Annotated in this window: 12 protein-coding genes; 5 read left to right on the forward strand and 7 right to left on the reverse strand. The window is 72.9% G+C overall.

Annotated elements, in window-relative coordinates:
• Positions 1-15 precede the first annotated feature (15 nt).
• The gene (locus tag C1I99_RS09000) at positions 16-1,068 is read left to right on the forward strand and encodes a LacI family DNA-binding transcriptional regulator (RefSeq protein ID WP_111133747.1); all 1,053 of its coding nucleotides are present in this window, start codon (positions 16-18) and stop codon (positions 1,066-1,068) included.
• A gap of 42 nt (positions 1,069-1,110) precedes the next feature.
• On the opposite strand, the gene C1I99_RS09005 is transcribed toward C1I99_RS09000, so the two are convergent.
• The gene (locus C1I99_RS09005) at positions 1,111-3,828 is read right to left on the reverse strand and encodes a cation-transporting P-type ATPase (RefSeq protein ID WP_111133748.1); all 2,718 of its coding nucleotides are present in this window, start codon (positions 3,826-3,828) and stop codon (positions 1,111-1,113) included.
• Between the two features lie 528 nt (positions 3,829-4,356).
• Between C1I99_RS09005 and C1I99_RS09010 the strand changes: the two genes are divergently transcribed.
• Positions 4,357-5,835, forward strand: a complete 1,479-nt coding sequence (locus tag C1I99_RS09010; RefSeq protein WP_233512417.1) for a S1 family peptidase — start codon at positions 4,357-4,359, stop codon at positions 5,833-5,835.
• A 179-nt stretch (positions 5,836-6,014) separates the two neighbouring features.
• Here C1I99_RS09010 and C1I99_RS09015 read toward each other — a convergent pair whose 3' ends face one another.
• From C1I99_RS09015 to shbA, 3 genes are all read right to left on the reverse strand, one after another.
• Positions 6,015-6,419, reverse strand: coding sequence for a four-helix bundle copper-binding protein (locus C1I99_RS09015; RefSeq protein WP_111133759.1), 405 nt, complete (start codon positions 6,417-6,419; stop codon positions 6,015-6,017).
• A gap of 237 nt (positions 6,420-6,656) precedes the next feature.
• Positions 6,657-7,706, reverse strand: coding sequence for an anti-sigma-D factor RsdA (locus tag C1I99_RS09020; RefSeq protein ID WP_111133749.1), 1,050 nt, complete (start codon positions 7,704-7,706; stop codon positions 6,657-6,659).
• Complete coding sequence (gene shbA / locus C1I99_RS09025) at positions 7,703-8,275, reverse strand: RNA polymerase sigma factor ShbA (RefSeq protein ID WP_111133750.1); 573 nt, start codon at positions 8,273-8,275, stop codon at positions 7,703-7,705. Before shbA ends, C1I99_RS09020 begins: the two co-directional genes overlap by 4 nt.
• A 339-nt stretch (positions 8,276-8,614) precedes the next feature.
• On the opposite strand from shbA, the gene C1I99_RS09030 reads away from it, so the two are divergent.
• Positions 8,615-10,486 (forward strand): pectate lyase-like domain-containing protein, encoded by a 1,872-nt coding sequence (locus C1I99_RS09030; protein WP_111133760.1) that lies wholly within the window; start codon positions 8,615-8,617, stop codon positions 10,484-10,486.
• Between the two features lie 50 nt (positions 10,487-10,536).
• On the opposite strand, the gene C1I99_RS09035 is transcribed toward C1I99_RS09030, so the two are convergent.
• From C1I99_RS09035 to C1I99_RS09045, 3 genes are all read right to left on the reverse strand, one after another.
• Positions 10,537-10,896, reverse strand: a complete 360-nt coding sequence (locus C1I99_RS09035) for a hypothetical protein (RefSeq protein WP_111133751.1) — start codon at positions 10,894-10,896, stop codon at positions 10,537-10,539.
• A gap of 145 nt (positions 10,897-11,041) precedes the next feature.
• Positions 11,042-11,632 carry a TetR/AcrR family transcriptional regulator gene (locus C1I99_RS09040; protein WP_111133752.1) on the reverse strand — a complete coding sequence of 197 codons (591 nt, stop codon included), beginning with the start codon at positions 11,630-11,632 and terminating at the stop codon, positions 11,042-11,044.
• A 12-nt stretch (positions 11,633-11,644) separates the two neighbouring features.
• Complete coding sequence (locus tag C1I99_RS09045) at positions 11,645-14,095, reverse strand: PEP/pyruvate-binding domain-containing protein (protein ID WP_233512418.1); 2,451 nt, start codon at positions 14,093-14,095, stop codon at positions 11,645-11,647.
• Between the two features lie 177 nt (positions 14,096-14,272).
• Here C1I99_RS09045 and C1I99_RS09050 point away from each other — a divergent pair, with 177 nt between their 5' ends.
• Entirely contained in the window at positions 14,273-15,931 is a 1,659-nt protein-coding gene (locus C1I99_RS09050; RefSeq protein ID WP_111133754.1) for an NAD(P)/FAD-dependent oxidoreductase, read from the forward strand.
• Positions 15,928-17,352, forward strand: a complete 1,425-nt coding sequence (locus C1I99_RS34765) for an ATP-binding protein (protein ID WP_111133755.1) — start codon at positions 15,928-15,930, stop codon at positions 17,350-17,352. Before C1I99_RS09050 ends, C1I99_RS34765 begins: the two co-directional genes overlap by 4 nt.
• Positions 17,353-17,541 lie beyond the last annotated feature (189 nt).

Consider the following 17,541-nt stretch of genomic DNA (forward strand, 5'->3'; position numbering starts at 1 on the left):
TCGGTAGGAGCGCTCATGAACGGTGCCGCCTCCGCGTCGACGGTCGCCCGAGCCCGGCCCACGCTGCGGGACGTCGCCGTGCTCGCCGGCGTGAGCACGAAGACGGCCTCCCGGGTCGTCAACGGCGAGCCGGGAGTCTCCCCGTCGAAGGTCGCCGCCGTGCAGCGCGCGGTCACCCAACTCGACTACCGGCCGAACTTCACCGCCAGCAGCCTACGCCGCGCCGGTGGTCGCAGCGCGGCGATCGCGGCGGTGCTGGAGGACCTGGCCAACCCGTTCTCCGCCGCCCTGCACCGGGCACTGGAGGACGCCGCGCGGGAACGGCAGGTGCTGATCTTCGCCGGGAGCGTCGACGAGAACCCGCAGCGGGAACGAGACCTGGTCCGCGCGTTCACCAGGCGGCAGGCCGACGCCCTGGTCGTCGTACCCGCGAGCGACAACCAGAGCTACCTGATGACCGAGGTCAACGCCGGCACCCCGGTCGTCTTCGTCGACCGGCCCCCGGTCGGGCTGCCCGTGGACGCCGTGCTCACCGACAACCACGACGGTGCCGCCGCCGCCGTGCACCACCTCGTCCGGCACGGCCACCGCGACATCGCCTACCTCGGCGACCTGCAGACGATCCCGACGGCCCGGCAGCGGTTTCAGGGTTTCAAGGAGGCGCTCAGCGACCACGGGATCCGGCCCTCGTCGGCGGCGATCGTGCACGACCTGCACACCGAGCGCGACTCCGAGGACGCGGTCCGCCGGCTGCTGGCCGCCGACACCCCGCCCACCGCCCTGTTCACCGCCCAGAACCTGGTCACCATCGGCGCGATCCGGGCCCTGCAGCACCTCGGCCGGCAGCAGCAGGTAGCGCTCGTCGGCTTCGACGACTTCCCCCTCGCCGACCTGCTCCAGCCGGCCGTCACGGTCGTCGCGCAGAACCCGTCCGGGATGGGCCGGGTCGCCGCCGCACTGATCTTCCGGCGCCTCGACGGCGAGCAGTGGCAGCCCACCACCCACCTGGTGGCCACCCGGCTGATTCCCCGCGGCTCCGGCGAGATCCCGGGACCGCACCGGGGCTGACATCCCGGCTGGGGCGCGCCGGCTGGCGCGGCGCCCTCGCCGTCACAGCACCCGCCGCCGGAGTCGCTTGTCGAGGGCCACCACCGCCCCAGCGGCGATCCCGACGGCGAAGATTCGCAGCCAGACGTCGCCGTCGATCGGGGCGGTGTCGAAGATCGCGTTCATCGGCGGCAGATAGGTGATCGCGAGTTGCCCGACGGCCTGCAGCACGACGCCGACGAGGATCCACCGGTTGGAGGAGAGTCCGACCCGCCAGGCGGAGCGGCTCAGCGAGCGGCAACTGAACAGGTAGACGGTCTCGACCACGACGAAGACGTTGAGCGCGGCGGTGCGGGCCTCGGCGACGCCGGCGCCCCGGCTCTGCTCCCACTGGAACAACCACCAGGCTCCGCCGAGGAGCAGCGCGGACACCAGCAGGATCCGGACGACCAGGGCGCCGGTCAGCAGCGGGCGGGCGGGGTCGCGCGGCGGCCGGTGCATGATCCCGGCCTCCTTGGGCTCGAAGGCGAGCATGAGACCGAGCAGCACCGCGGTGGTCATGTTGATCCAGAGGATCTGGGTCGGCAGCAGCGGCAGGGTGGCGCCGAGGAGGATGGCCACGAAGACGACCAGGCCCTCCCCCAGGTTGGTGGGCAGCGTCCAGACGATGAACTTGGTGAGGTTGTCGAACACGCCTCGGCCCTCCTCGACCGCGGCTTCGATGGTGGCGAAGTCGTCGTCGGTGAGCACCATGTCGGCGGCCTCCTTGGCCACCTCGGTCCCGGTCCGGGCCATCGCGACGCCGATGTCGGCCTGCCGCAGGGCGGGGGCGTCGTTGACCCCGTCGCCGGTGACCGCGACCACGTGCCCGCGCTGCTGCAGCGTCTCGATCAGCCGGAGCTTCTGCTCGGGTGAGACCCGGGCGAACACCGTCGCCCGCTCCACCGCCTCGGGGAACCGCTCGGCCGGCAGCGCGTCGAGGTCCCGGCCAGTGAGCACCCGTCCCCGGTGGTGGTCCCCGTCGAGCACGGCGAGCTGGGTGGCGATGGCGGTGGCCGTCGCCGCGTGGTCGCCGGTGATCATCTTGACGTCGATGCCGGCCGTGTGGCACGCCCGCACCGCGGACGCGGCAGCGCCCCTGGGCGGGTCGAGCATCGCCTGCAGGCCGGTCAGGGTGAGGCTGCCCGGCAGCGTCCGCTCGTCGAAGCCGTCGCCGGTGCCGGCCGGCCGCACGGCGGTGGCCAGCACCCGCAGCCCGCGCCCGGCCAGCTCGTGGGCGGCGGCCAGTGCGGCCTCGGAATCCAGCGGCCGGCTGCTTCCGTCGGCGCCCAGCTGGGCGCGGCACATCGACGCGACCCGCTCGACGCTGCCCTTGACCAGGACCACGTTCGCGTCGGACCCGCGCTCGTCGTGCAGCGTCGCCATGTACTGCCGTTCCGAGCTGAAGGTGATCGTCTCCCGACGCGGGTAGGCGTGGCGCACCGCCTCCGGGTCCAGCCCGCCCTTGCCGGCGACGACGAGCATCGCCCCCTCGGTGGGGTCGCCGGCCAGCGCCCACGTCCCGTCCTCCTCGTGGAGCCGGGCGTCGTTGCACGCGGCGCCGGCGAGCAGCGACCAGCGCAGCGCCTCGTCGCTCGCCTCCGTCACCGCCGATCCGTCGCTCCCGCGCACCTCCCCCTCGGGTCGGTAGCCGGAGCCGGTGACGGTGAACTCGGCCTCCGGCGTCCAGATCGCCCGCACCGTCATCTGGTTCTCGGTCAACGTGCCGGTCTTGTCGGAGCAGATGACCGTCGTGCTGCCGAGCGTCTCGATGGCGGGCAGCCGGCGGATGACCGCCCGGCGGCGCGCCATCCGGGTGACCCCGATGGCGAGGGTGATGGTGACCGCCGCCGGGAGCCCCTCGGGGATCGCCCCGACCGCGAGCGCGATCACCGCCGTGAAGGTGTCCACCGGATCCTGGCCACGCAGTACCCCGACGCCGAAGGTCAGCCCGGCGAGAACGAGGATGACGACGGTCAGCACCTTGCTGACCCGGGCGAGTTTGCGGGTCAGCGGCGTGGCCAGCTGCTCGGCGGCGCCGACCAGGCGGTGGATCTGCCCCAGCTCGGTCTCGGCGCCGGTGGCCACCGTGATGCCGGTGCCGCTGCCCGCGGTCACCAGCGTTCCCGAGTAGACCATGTTGCGCCGGTCCGCGACCGGGGTGACCTCGGGCAGCTCGGTCTCGTCCTTGGCCACCGGCACCGACTCGCCGGTCAGCGCCGACTCGTCGACGCGCAGCTCGGCGAGGCGGACCAGGCGCAGGTCAACCGGCACCTTGTCGCCGGCCTCCAGTACGACCAGGTCGCCCGGCACCAGCTGGTCCGAGGAGATGCGCCGCTCCTGCGCGTCCCGGACGACCCGCGCCTCGGTACGCACCATGGACCGCAGGCTGTCCAGCGCCGCCTCGGCCCTGGACTCCTGCACGTACCCGATCACGGCGTTGATCAGCACGACTCCCGCGATCACCAGGGAGTCGACGTACTCCCGCAGAACGGCCGTGATCAGGGCCGCGGCGATGAGGACGTAGATCAACGGGTGGTGGAACTGGCGCACCGCCCGCCGCAGCCAGCCACCGCCACCCGCCGCGGGTAGCAGGTTACGTCCGTACCGCCCCAGCCGCCGCCGGGCCTCGGCGGCGCTGAGCCCACGCTGCGGGTCGGTCTCCAGCAGGAGCACCACTTCATGGGCCGACATGCCGTGGTGGGCGTCCCGGCCGGAGGCCTCGACGCGCTCGTCCGGCATCACGTCACCCCCGTGCCTGATCGAGGACGGCCCGCGCGGCCATCTTCTCCCTCTCGAACGGACGCCTCCGACGAGCCGCGCACGCCACCTGACAGGTGCAAGCGGGACTGTTCGGTCAAAGCTTAAGCCGTGGGCCCGGGTGGCGAGTTCGATCGTCGCAGACGCGGCGCTCGACGGGCGCCGGCCGCCGGCCGCGCCACCCGCCGCAACCAGTCGATCCGAGAGACGTTCCGGCGGTCCCGACGAGGGTCGGGGCAGCCCGGGCGGCGGAGCCGCCCGGACGCTGCGGTATGAGCCAGATGATATAGAGGATTTTCTATCGGTTCCGCGTAGGTTGACGCTGTCCTCGTCGTTGCGGCCCCGGTCCGACGCGACATGCGGCGTACCGGCCGGACCGGCGGGGCACCGGCGCCGTCCCGCGCCGCCCGCGCACCCCGGCGGGTGGGCCGTGGCCGGGCGCCGGAGTCACCCGCACTGTCCGCGGCGCACCCCCCATCGCGCGCCGCGACAGCCCTCAAGGAGGCACGGATGAGACGAAGTTTCGCCGCCGCGGCAGCAGCCGTCCTGCTGCCCGTCGGTGCCCTCACCGTCGCGGCGCCATCGGCCGCGGCGGCATCGGACGTCCCCACCCCGCGTGTCGCGGCCGCACCCGACGCGGCGTCGTCGGCGATGCTCGCCGCGATGCAGCGGGACCTCGGCCTGACCGCCCACCAGGCCCGCACCCGCGTCGTCCGGGACGAGAAGGGCAGCCGTACGGACGCCGCGCTGCGCCGGTCACTCGGCGCCGCGTACGCCGGCGGTTGGCTGACCGCCGACTCGCTCGTCGTCGCCGTCACGAGCGAGGCCGCGGCCCACCGGGTACGGGCCGCCGGCGCCAAGCCGACGATCGTCAGCCGCAGCGCCGCCGCACTCGACCGGATCAAGGCGACGCTCGACCGGCACGCCACGAAGGCGCCCGCCGCGTCCGTCCCCGGCTGGTACGTCGACGTCGCCACCAACAGCGTGGTGGTGCTCGCCCGCGGGGACGCCCGCGCGGCCGACGCGTTCGTCCGGGCGAGCCGGGTCGACCCGAGCGCGGTCCGGGTGGTCACCACCACCGAGACCCCGCGCACCTACTACGACGTGCGCGGCGGCGACGCGTACTACATGGGCGGCCGATGCTCGGTCGGCTTCTCGGTGACCGGCGGGTTCGTCACCGCCGGGCACTGCGGCACCACCGGCACCGCCACCCAGGGCTACAACCAGGTTGCCCAGGGCACCTTCCGCGGGTCGTCCTTCCCCGGCAACGACTACGCCTGGGTGCAGACCAACTCCAACTGGACGCCGCAGCCGTGGGTCAACAACTACTCCGGCGGCAACGTCACCGTGGCCGGCTCCACCGAGGCGGCCGTCGGCGCGGCGGTCTGCCGCTCGGGCTCGACCACCGGCTGGCGCTGCGGGTCGATCCAGGCCAAGAACCAGACCGTCAACTACGCCGAGGGCTCGGTCAGCGGCCTGACCCGCACCAACGCCTGCGCCGAGCCCGGTGACTCGGGCGGGTCGTGGCTGGCCGGCCAGCAGGCGCAGGGCGTGACCTCCGGCGGCTCCGGCAACTGCAGCGTCGGCGGCACCACCTACTTCCAGCCGGTCAACGAGATCCTCTCGGCGTACGGCCTGACGCTGCGCACCAGCGGTGGTGGCGAGCCGCCGCCGACCGGCTGCACCGGCTACGAGAGCACCTACACCGGCTCCATCTCGCAGGGGCAGAGCCGGTACCAGCCCAACGGCAGCTACTACTACTCGTCGGTCTCCGGCACCCACCGGGGCTGCCTCGACGGCCCCACCGGCGTCGACTTCGACCTGTACCTGCAGAAGTGGAACGGCTCCACCTGGGTGGACGTGGCCGGCGCCTACACCCCCAGCCCGGACGAGACGCTCAGCTACACCGGCACGGCGGGCTACTACCGCTTCGAGGTGCACGCCTACAGCGGCTCTGGCAGCTACTCCCTGGGCATCACCAACCCGTGATCCCGGCCGGTGCCCGCCACCGGGCGGGACGCCGGCAGCGGCGGGGTGCGGACGCTGGTCCGCACCCCGCTCGCGGGCTCGTCCACCGGTCGGGTTGCCCGGGCGACGCCGTTGTGGAGGTGGGCAGGACGTGCCGGCCACGGCTCCTCCCGGGCTGTGCCCATCGGCCTCACCCGGCGTCAGCTCATCATGGCCAGCAGGTCCCGGCACGCCTGCTCACATGCCCGGCAGGCATCCGCGCAGACCTTGCAGTGCTGGTGCTCGCCGGCGTGCCTGGCGCACTCGTCGCCGCACGACTTGCAAGCCGTGGCACACGCCTCCAGCAGGCTCCGGCTGATGTTCGCGTCGTAGCCGGTGTGCCGGGACAGCACCCGGGCGGTGGTGGTGCAGATGTCGGCACAGTCCAGGTTGGTCCGGACGCATTTGGTCAACTCGGCCACCATGTCCTCGCTCAGGCAGGCGTCCGCGCACGCGGTGCACGCCTGGGCGCAGGCGTTGATGGCGTCGATCGCCGCCGCCAGCTTCGCGCGATCGAGGTTGATCGACTTCGGGTACGTCTCAAGCATCGACATCGTGATCGTCACGGTCGTCTCCCTGTCCTCGGTGTCCCTTCCGGCTGCGCTACCCGCATCCCCGCCGTTCATGCCGGGCCTCGCGATGCCGCCGGGGTGGTCGCGGCGGAGCGCCACGGTCGCAGTGCTCGCAATGGGGGCCGCCCATGCCGGGCAGTTGCGGGGATGTCGCCGCCCACATCCGGTGGCCGTGCCCTGCTCGGCCGGCACCGGATGAGCGGCCCACCGGGGAGCCGCCGGCCTCGGAGATCAGCCGGTGGCGGTGGCGGTCACGCCCGTCGCGTCGGGGCCCTCCGAGGTGCCGGGGGTCCCGGCGCCCGCCGGACGGTTGCCCGGTCGACCAGCCGGGCGGGTCGGGTCGGCCGCGGGGCGGGCCGAAGGCCGGTTTCCCGGCATGTCGTCCGCTGCCGGCGGCAGCGGCGGCGGGTGCTGATCCGCCGCCGGGACGCTCGGCCGGGTGGGTGAGGTCCGTGCCGGCGGGTCGGTCGCGGGGCTTCGGGCCGCCGGCGTCGATCGCGGCGGGGTGCGGGGCGACGCCGGGCCGGTCGCCGTTGGCTCCTGGGCGGCAGACCCGGCCGGATCCGGGACGGACGGCCCCGGCACATCGCTGCCGGCCTCGGCGCCGGAGACCGACGGGCCCGCCGGAGCCGGGGGCGGCAGGAGGCGCCGGAGTTCGTCGACGTCGCCCCGCAGCCGGGTGACGGTCTCGTCGTCGCCCACGGAGCCCAGCAGGGCCCCGGCCCGCTCCAGGCGGTGCCGGGCATCGGCGTGCCGGCCGGCGGCGAGGTCCTGCCGCGCCTGGTCCAGCATCCGGCCGACCTCGCGTTCGGTACGCAGCGACTCGGCCCGGTCGGCGTAGACCAGCTCGGTGACCGGCCAGAACAGTCCACCCGGCTCGGCGCGGGCGGCGCCGAGCCAGACGGCACCGGCGACGGTGACCAGGGCCAGGGTCGCGCCCGTGAGCGCCCTCCGTCGCCGCCACCCGGGCGCCGGCCTGGCGGCGACGGCTGGGATACGGCCCACCGGGTCGGGCCGGGCCGGAGCCCGGCGGCGAACCGCGGCGTCGACGGTACACCGCGCCGGCGTGGCGCTCGGGCCCGCCGAACCCGCCTCCACGCGCGACTCCAGCTGCTGCGACCGCGCCATCACCTCCGCGTGCCAGCCGGTCAGCAGCTCGGTGAGCGGATCGTCTGCCGGGTGGTCGGCCGGCGGCGACCCACCGCGGCCGATCGCGTCGAGCAGCCGGTCGTCGCGCTGCACCGGGTCCGGCGGCGGACCGGCCGGCACCCCGCCGGTCACGTGATTACCTCGGCGAGGGTGTCGCCGGCGAGCGCGCGCAGCCGGGTGAGCGCACGATGCTGCGCCAGTCGGACGGCGCCCGCCGTCATGCTCAGCACCGTACCGACCTCCTCGGCGGTCATGCCGACCGCGAGTCGCAGCACCAGGATCTCCCGGTGGGTCGCCGGCAACTGGGCCAGCAGCGCGGACAGCCGGGCTCCGAGGTCGGCGGTGACAGCACGCACCTCCGGACCGGGGGTCGGGTCGGGTGCGTCCGGGACGGCCGCGACGCTCTCCGCGCGGTCCCGGCTCGCGACCCGGCAGGCGTCGGCGACCTTGCGGGCGGCGATGCCGTAGACGAAGGCGAGGAAGGGGCGGCCCTGGTCGGTGAAGCGCGGCAGGGCGCGCAGCACGGCGAGGCACACCTCCTGTGCCACGTCCTCGGCGGTGGCCCCGCCGGCCCCGACGTGCCCCAGCCGCCCCAGGCTGTAGCGCACCACGATCGGCCTGATCAGGGTGAGGACCCGCGCGACGGCGGTCGGATCACCGTCGGCGGCACGGCGCACGGTGCCGGGATCCGGTGTCTCCATACGCTCACGGACCCCTCTCGACCTGGCTGGCTCGACGGTAGCCGGCCGCCGTCACGGCACCAAGAGGCCGGCGGTGAAACGCTCCGGCCCGCGCCGGACGACCCCACGGTCGGTCCGGCCGGGCTGGGTGAGCGGATCGACTGGCGGTGGCGGCAGCGAAATTCCCGGTGCGCGGCCGTAGCGTCTGGGCGATTTACACGGTAGAAACATGGCAACCCATCTTTCATGACGTGATGCAAGTCGGGCGGAGCGGGAGAGCGCTCTCACGCGTACTCCATCCCCACGTCGCTGCGCCCGGGAGCCCCGTTCCGGCCGGCGGAGAGGACGAACCGCATGACCATGCAGCCCCCTGGCGGGCGACGCCGACTCGGCCGGGCGTTGGTGCTCGGCCTCGTGTTGACCACCGCCGCCAGCACGACCGGCACGGCCGCCACCGCCGGCCCCCCGGGCCGGCACAGCACACCGGACTTCGGGCCCAACGTCACCATCTTCGACCCGCGCATGCCGGTCAGTGAGATCCAGGCGACGCTCGACGCGGCACACGCTCGGCAGGTCGACAACGAGATGGGAACCGCGCGGCACGCGTACCTCTTCATGCCCGGCAGCTACGGCACCGCCGAGCAGCCGCTACAGGTGAAGGTCGGCTACTACACCGAGGTCTCCGGCCTCGGCGCCTCCCCCACGGACGTCGCCGTCAACGGCAAGATCGAGGTATACAACCGCTGCCTGGAGGGCGGCGGAACGGGCAACTGCATCGCGCTGGTCAACTTCTGGCGCACCCTGTCCAACCTGTCGCTGACCGTCAACGCCGCCGGCCAGGACGGCTGCCGGTCGTCGGCGAACTTCTGGGCGGTGTCCCAGGCGGTGTCGATGCGCCGCCTCGACGTCACCGGGGGCGGCCTGTCCCTGATGGACTACTGCACCGCCGGCCCGCAGTACGCCAGCGGCGGCTTCATCGCCGACTCGCGGCTGCCCGCCATCACCAACGGCTCGCAGCAGCAGTGGCTGACCCGCAACAGCGAGATCGGCGGCTGGTCCAACGGCGTGTGGAACCAGGTCTTCGCCGGCACGGTAGGCGCCCCGGACGACGCCGGCTTCCCCAACCCCCCGTACACCACGCTCGACACCACTCCGCTGAGCCGGGAGAAGCCGTACCTGTTCGTCGACGCCCACGGCAGGTACGGCGTCCGCGTGCCCGCCGTGCAGCGCGACAGCCGGGGCATCTCCTGGGACGAGGGCATGACGCCGGGCCGGACCCTCCCGATCCGCGACTTCTTCATCGCCAAGCCGTCCGACCCGGTACACGTGATCAACAGCCAGCTCGCCCGCGGCAGGCACCTGCTGCTCACCCCCGGCCGGTACGACATCGCGCGCAGCATCGAGGTCAGGCGGCCCGACACGGTCGTCCTCGGCATCGGCCACGCCACGCTGACCGCGGTGAACGGCTCCGTCCCGCTGGACGTCGCCGGGGTCCCGGGCGTGGTCGTCGCGGGCGTCACCGTCGACGCCGGCCCGACCGAGTCGCCGGTGCTGCTGCGGGTGGGCAAGAGGCACGGCCGCAACGCCAGCACCCCGCGCAACCCGATCACCCTGTCCGACGTGTACTTCCGTGTCGGCGGGCCGCACATCGGCAGGGCGGACACCGCGCTGGAGATCAACAGCGACCACGTCCTCATCGACCACACCTGGGTGTGGCGCGGCGATCACGGCGTCGAGGGCTTCACCGAGGGCGTCAACGGCGACACCGACCGCTGGCGGACCAACACCGGTCGCCACGGCGTCGTCGTCAACGGCGACCACGTGACGGCCACCGGCCTGTTCGTCGAGCACTTCCAGCGGCACAACACGGTCTGGAACGGCGAGCACGGCACGACCATCCTGTACCAGAACGAACTGCCGTACGACCCGCCGACGCAGGCCGACTGGATGAACGGCGACGTCGAGGGCTGGGCCGGCTACAAGGTGGGCGACCGGGTCAGGCACCACACCCTCCACGGCGGCGGAGTGTACGTCTTCAACCAGAACAACCCGTCGATCCGCACGGCGAACGGCTTCGAGGTCCCGGTGACGCCGGGCATCCGGCTGCACCACGTCATGACCGTGAACCTCAGCGCCGGCACCATCGACCACGTCGTCAACGGCGTGGGCGAGCCGGCCGACACCACCCGGATCGGCTCGCCGGTCTACCTCGCGCAGTACCCGGTCCCGTAACGGCGACCGGGCCGGGCGGGGCAGGCCATGCCCCCGCCCGGCAGGGGGCGTCAGCCGGCGCAGTTGTAGTTGCGTGCGGGCTGGGTCAGCTTCTCCTGGGTGCCGAACTGTGCGTAGACCCGCAGGTAGCACGGCAGCTCGACGTCACCGTAGTAGCTCTGGACCTCGTTGTCGTAGTGCGTGGTGCCGCTCTGCGCGACCTGCCAGCTGCCGCTGTCGCCCGACTGGATCTCCCAGTAGACGTCGCCGGAGCAGCCCTGCAGTCCCTGCGACCAGGCGATGATGTTGGCCCCGTTGTAGATCTCGGACTGCACGAGCGTGCAGCTGGCCGCCTGCGCCGGGGTGGCGCCGACGAGCAGCCCGGCGGCCAGCATCGCCCCCGCTCCGACCGCTGAAATCAGCTTGCGCATGGTCGGTCTCCTCCAAGGTGGACGGCAAGTGGTCCCCAGGAGGGTAACCGCTGATGGAGATTACCTTCAAGACAATCATCAATGAGGTCGGAAAGTTTTATCAGGGCGCGCGGCCGGCCCGGGCGGCCGCCCGCCCCGCAGGACATCAGCGGCCGGCTGCGCCCTCCGCCGACCCGAAGACGAGGTCCAGGTGGGCGTCCAGCGCGGCCAGCGCCTGCTCGGCCGTGTAGTGGCCGCCGAGCAGGTGGATGCCCAGCCCTTCCATCAGCGCCAGCACGCCGGCTGCGTACTCCTCCCGTCCGTGTGCCGGGATGAGGCCGGCGACGGCATCCAGCATCTGGCCGGTGTCCTCGCGCATGCCGGCGGCGACCTCCGGCCGCACCGCCGCGTACGCGAGGAACGCCAGGGCGACCCGCCCGTCAGCGCACGACTCCTCGGTCAGCGGCAGAACCGCGGCGATCATCGTACGCAGCAGCAGCCGGGGGGACGGGTCGTCACCGAGCCGGGCGATCGCATCGGTGACCCGGACCTGGGTGCGTTCGCGCACGACGGCCATGGCGAAGGCCATCATCTCGTCCTTGGTACGGAAGTAGTGCTGCACCATCCCGGCCGAGACGCCGGCCTCGGCCGCCACGTGGCGCAGGCTCACCGCCTCCACGCCCTGACGCGCGGCGACCCGCATCAACGCGTCGGCGATGAGGGTGCGCCGCTCGTGACGGTCGACCTTCTTCGGCATGGCCTCATGCTGTCACGAGGGGCGGGCGCCGCTGATCGTCGGCCGACGTGTGGTTTCGGACTCGGCTGCGGAGTCGATGCTCACCGTGCCGGCCGCGGCGTCCACCGTGATGATCTGTCCCGTCCGGATCTTCTGGGTGGCGTCGCGGACGCAGATCACGGCGGGGATGCCGTACTCACGGGCGACGGTCGGGCCGTGCGCCATGACCGCCCCGGTCTCGGTGACCAGTGCCGCGGCGGTGAGAAACAGGGGGGTCCAGCCCGGGTCGGTGGTGGGAGTGACCAGGATGTCGCCGGGTTCGACGTGGGCGGTGGCCGGGTCGTGGACGACCCGGGCCGGTCCGGTCGTCCGGCCGGCTGCGGCTCCCACCCCTCGCAGCGCGCCGGGCAGAGCCGGTGCCGGCGCAAGGACGGCCTCGACGTCCGTGCCGTCGGAGAGTACGGCCACCGGGACGCTCGGTCGGCGCAGTTCCCGCTGGTGCACCGCGCGCCGGGCGGCCACTGTCGACCGGTGGTCCGCGCCGTCGTGGACGGCGGCGTGCGCCTCGTCGAGGGTCAGGAACATGACGTCGCCGGGCTGCTCCAGCAATCCCCGCCCCGCCAACTCGGCGCCGACGAGCAGCAGTTGCCGGCGCATCTCCCGCAACCGGTACAGGCCGGCGAACTTGCCGGCCTCCCGCAGCCCGGCCAGCATCCGGGCCCGGCGCAGGAGGAACCCGGCGAGTCGGCCGCGGACGGGCCGGCGGCGGCGGGCCCGCGCGACGATCTCCTCAAGAGTGGCCTCGGCAGTCGCCACGGCCCGGGCGAAGCGCCGGTCGGGTGCCTGCTCCGGGTCGGTGACTCGCAGGTAGTTGGCGATCATGGCGAAGACCGGCGTCGGGTCCTCGTCCCAGCGCGGCACGCCGAGGTCGACCTCGGCGGCGGCGCGGTGGCCGTAGCTGTCCAGGAACGCCGCCAGGCCGATGTCGGGCAGCGCGCCCCGCGCGTACGCCGTGGCGAGGTCCTGCGGTGGGGTGGTGAGCAGCAGGTGCCGGTGTTCACCGACCTGCCGGCTCAGCCGCCACAACGCCAGATCCATCTCGATGGTGACGTTGTGCGGCATGCCGCTCAGCACCGTGTTGATCTCGTCGCGGCTGACCACCCCCCGCAACAGTGCGGCCGGCATCGCGGCGGCGAGCATCCCGGCGACGATCGGCCAGACGATCTCGTCGGAGCCGGCCGAGGGGTCCTCCGCGCGCACGAAGCGCAGCCGGTCGGCGGCGGTGGCCAGCCCGGCGGGCGCGGCGGCGCCGACCTTGAGCCGCTCGATCTCCCGGAACAGCCGGCTTCGGGCGACCTCCGGGCGAGCCAGCGCCCGCATGATCCCGGTCGCGGCCCGCAGACCGGTGCGCAGGCCCGGACCGGTCTGCGCGCGACGAGGGCTGGCCTCCGCCGGCGGTGCGAACCGCGGATCGGCGAGCACGTGCTCCATCGCCGCCTGGGCGCGCGGGCCGAAGTCCACCGCCATCAGCTTGACCAGCCGTTTGCGGGCGGACCGGCTGCGCGCGAGGTCGGTCAGGTCGCCGTAGAGACGCCCGCCGATGTCGGTGATCTCCACGGTGAGTCCGAGGGCGGCCAGCATCGCCGCCACCAGCGACTTCAGGGTGGACATGCCCATCGGGGTGACGGGTTGCAGCATGCCCTGCACGTGGCCGAACTCCAGGTAGACCCGGGGAGCGGGCCGCCCGGTGTCCGGCGGCGACGGGAACAGCGTGGTGATCGGCCGCGACTGGAGCAGCCACAGGACGCCCTGCCGGTCGTACGCCCACTCGATGTCCTGCGGGCGGCCGAAGTGGTCCTGCAACCGGCGGCCGGCCGCCCGTAGCTCGTCCAACTGGCCGGCGGTCAGCACCCCGGAACCGGCCGGCGGCGATCCGTCGAGGACGTACCGGTCGACGGCGGCGCTGCCGTCCACGACGGCGGCGCCCAGCCCCGCGGTGGCCTCTACCATCATCTCGGTGCGGCAGCCGGTCAGCGGGTTGGCGGTGAACAGCACACCCGCCGCCGCCGGGTCGATCATGCGTTGCACGATGACGGCCATGCGCACCGGCCGGTGGTCGATCTGGTGGGCGTCGCGGTAGGCCACGACGCGGGCGTGGTGCAGCGAGTCCCAGCACCTGCGGATCGCCGACAGGAGATCCGTGACCCCGGTGACGTCGAGGACGCTGTCCTGCTGTCCGGCGAAGCTGGCGTCCGGAAGGTCCTCCGCGGTCGCGCTGGACCGCACCGCCACCGGGCCGGCGCCCAGCCGCTCGTACGCCTCGGCGACCTCGGCTTGCGGAATCACACCGAGGTCGTGGGCGGTGGTGGTGACGCAGAAACCCTCCGGCACTCGTTCACCCGACCGGGCCATCTCCCCCAGCCCGGCCGCCTTGCCGCCCACCAGGTCGACCATGTCGGCAGTCAGTTCGGACAACGCGATCACCAGCATTGGACTCCCCACTTTTGCAATACACTTGCATCGTGAACGATGGTACGCGTTTCACAATGCAGGTGCAATGCATCCGGGAAGCTCCGGACTGATCGATTTGTTGGCATACCGGCGGGATGACCGCGACTGACCGTTCGAGTTCACCGCCCGCCAGGTGCTTTAGTTGTCGCCATGGCCAACCCCGCGATCCTCACCGTCGACGACGACCCGGCCGTCTCCCGGGCGGTTGCCCGAGACATCCGTCGCCGCTACGGCGACCGCTACCGGGTGGTCCGGGCCGACTCCGCGGAGACGGCGCTCGACGCACTGCGCGAACTCAAACTTCGCGGCGAACAGGTCGCGGTGCTGATCGCCGACTACCGGATGCCCCAGATGAACGGCATCGAGTTCCTCGAGGCCGCGATGGACCTCTTTCCCGCGGCCCGGCGGGTCCTGCTGACCGCGTACGCCGACACCGACGCCGCCATCAACGCGATCAACGTCGTCGACCTCGACCACTACCTGCTCAAGCCGTGGCACCCGCCGGAGGAGAAGCTCTATCCGGTGCTGGACTCGTTGCTGGAGGCGTGGCTGGCCACCGCGGAGGCGCCCGACAACGACCTCCGGGTCGTCGGTCACCGCTGGTCGGCCCCGTCCTTCGCGGTGCGCGACTTCCTGGCCCGCAACCTGGTGCCGTTCCGCTGGCTGCTCGCCGACGAGGCCGAGGGGAGCCGGCTGCTGGCGGCGGCCGGGGCGAGCGCGAACGACGTACCCCTGGTCGTCACGGCCGACGGCAAGTCGCTGGTGCAGCCGAGCGAGGCCGAACTCGCCGCGCACGTCGGCCTGACCACGACGCCGGCCGCGGACTTCTACGACCTGGTGGTCGTCGGGGCCGGACCGGCCGGCCTCGGTGCCGCCGTCTACGGCGCCTCAGAAGGGTTGCGCACCGTGCTGATCGAGCGGCGGGCCACCGGCGGTCAGGCCGGGCAGAGCAGCCGGATCGAAAACTACCTCGGCTTCCCGGACGGGGTCTCCGGCGCCCAACTGACCGACCGGGCCCGCCGGCAGGCGCTACGGTTCGGCGCCGAACTGCTCAGTGCCCGCGAGGTGGTGGCCCTGGAGGACGCCGGTTCAGCCCGGATGCTCCGGTTCGCCGACGGCAGCACCGTCGCCGCGCACACGGTCGTGCTCGCCACCGGCGTGTCCTACCGGATGCTCACCGCGCCGGGGCTGGCCGAGCTGACCGGCCGCGGCTGCTTCTACGGCTCCGCCGCCACCGAGGCGCCGAACTGCTCCGGCCAGGACGTCTACATCGTGGGCGGGGCGAACTCCGCCGGTCAGGCCGCCGTGCACTTCTCCCGGTACGCCCGGCGGGTGCACCTCCTGATCCGCGGTGCCGACCTGACCCGGTCGATGTCCAGCTATCTGATCGAACAGATCGCGCGGATCGACACCATCGAGATCCACCCGTGTACCGAGGTGGTCGGCGGCGCCGGCGCGGAGCACCTGGAGGAGTTGACCCTCCGCGACGCCCGCAGCAACCAGACCCGCAGCGTCGAAGCCTCCTGGCTGTTCGTGTTCATCGGTGCGGAGCCCCGCACCGACTGGCTCGACGACGCCGTCGCGCGCGACCCGCGCGGCTTCGTGCTCACCGGGCCCGACCTGACCAGGGGTGGCCGCCGGCCGCCGGGGTGGACCCTGCCGCGCGACCCGTACCACCTGGAGTCCAGCATGCCCGGGGTCTTCGCCGCCGGGGACGTGCGGGCCGACTCGGTGAAGCGGGTGGCCTCCGCCGTCGGCGAGGGCGCGATGGCGGTATCGCTGGTGCACCGCTACCTGGAGGCACAGTGACCGGCACATCCGACCGGCTCGCGCCGGACGAGCTGCGGACCCTCTTCCTCTTCGCGGAACTCACCCCGGAACAGCTGACGCACCTGTCCGAGCACGGCCGGGTCGAGCAGCGCCGCGCCGGGGACGCGGTATACGTCGAGGGCGAGCCGGCGCGCTGCTTCTACGTGCTGCTCAGCGGCACGGTGGCGATGCACCGCCGGGTCCAGGGCGACGAGGTCGAGGTCAGCCGTACCAGTCAGCGAGGCGTGTACGGCGGCGCGACGCAGGCGTACATCGGTGACCCGGCCGAGCAGCGGTACACCAACAGCCTCTTCGCGGTCACCGACTGTGACGTCTTCGCTCTCCCGGCCGACATCATCGCCGACGCGATGCGCCGGTGGTTCCCGATGGCCATCCACCTGCTGGAGGGGCTCTTCATCGGGATGCGCACCATGCAGACGATCATCGGCGAACGGGAGCGGCTGCTGGCGCTGGGCGCGCTCTCGGCGGGCCTGACCCACGAGCTCAACAACCCGGCGGCAGCCGCGGTCCGGGCCACCTCCGCGCTACGCGGCCGGATCGCCAACATGCGTCAGAAGCTCGCCATGATCGCCGACGGCCGGCTCGACGGCCGGCGCCTGCACCACCTCGTCGAACTCCAGGAGGAGGCGGTGAAGCGGGCCGCCGCGGCACCACCGCTGACCCCGCTGGCGGTCACCGACGCCGAGGGCGAGCTCGCCGACTGGCTGGACGACCACGGCGTCCGTGGGGCCTGGGAGCTCGCGTCGACCCTGGTCGCCGGGGGCATCGACGCCGGCTGGCTGAGCCAGGTCGACGCCGCGGTCGGCGACGACGACCTGGAGGCGGCGATCCACTGGATCACCTACACCATCGACACCGAACTGCTGATGGGCGAGATCGACGACGCGGTCGCCCGAATCTCCGGGCTGGTCGGCGCCGCCAAGCAGTACTCCCAACTGGACCGGGCTCCCCACCAGACCGTCGACGTGCACGACCTGCTCGACGCCACACTGGTCATGCTCCAGGCCAAGGTTCCCGCGGGGGTGCGGGTGGTGAAGGAGTACGACAAGACGCTGCCGGCCATCCCGGCGTACGCCGCGGAGCTGAACCAGGTCTGGACCAACCTCATCGACAACGCGCTCGCCGCGATGGGCGCCACCGGCACGCTCACGCTCCGCACCGGCCGCACCGAGGACCGACTGATCGTGGAGATCCGCGACACCGGCGGGGGCATCCCGCCGGAGGTGCGTCCGCGGATCTTCGAGCCGTTCTTCACCACCAAGCCGGTCGGCGAGGGCACCGGTCTCGGGCTGGACATCTCCTATCGGATCGTGGTCAACAAGCACCACGGTGACATCCGGGTGCAGTCCGAGCCGGGCGACACCCGGCTGGTCGTGCTGCTGCCCCTGGCCCCGGCGTAGCGCGGGGCCTGCCCACTGCCGTCGACGGCGCGGGATCGTCCGGCGGGCGGCGCGACTCGCGGAGCGGGGGCGACTCCGCCCGCCATTTACACTTAACAAAGTTAACTGATAACCTCCCGTCCATCGACGAGGAGGAATGCCATGCGACTTCGACGGCGGCGGCACGCCGTCCCCCACCCCCACCGGCAC

The organism is Micromonospora deserti, assembly GCF_003236335.1.
Lineage (GTDB): Bacteria > Actinomycetota > Actinomycetes > Mycobacteriales > Micromonosporaceae > Micromonospora > Micromonospora deserti.